Source organism: Arthrobacter pascens (assembly GCF_017052465.1).
GTDB lineage: Bacteria > Actinomycetota > Actinomycetes > Actinomycetales > Micrococcaceae > Arthrobacter > Arthrobacter pascens.
On the sequence record NZ_JAFHKT010000017.1, the window covers coordinates 1 to 392 of the forward strand.

The 392-nt window shown below is 65.1% G+C and carries 1 protein-coding gene; it reads left to right on the forward strand.

The window, feature by feature from the left end:
- The coding region (locus JYA52_RS00075; protein WP_205651144.1) for a BCCT family transporter at positions 1-392 on the forward strand (392 nt) is incomplete at both ends.

A 392-nucleotide genomic window follows, 5' to 3' on the forward strand; every position in this document is an offset into this window, starting at 1 on the left:
CTCGTGGGGATCGTCGCCATCCTGACAACCTGCTTCGTCGCCTCCGCCGTTTCCGGCATCAGCCGCGGCATCCAGTGGCTCTCCAACATCAACATGGTGCTGGCCGTCATCCTGGCCCTCACCGTCTTCGTCGCAGGACCCACCCTCTTCATCCTCAACCTGATTCCTTCCGCAGTGGGCGATTACGCCCGGGACCTGGCGGAAATGTCCTCCCGCACCGAGGCCGTCGGAGACGAGGCACTGCGCACCTGGATGTCCGGCTGGACCATCTTCTACTGGGCCTGGTGGATCTCCTGGACGCCGTTCGTCGGACTGTTCATCGCCCGCATCAGCCGCGGCCGCACCATCCGGCAGTTCGTCACCGGCGTACTGCTGGTGCCCAGCGTCGTCAG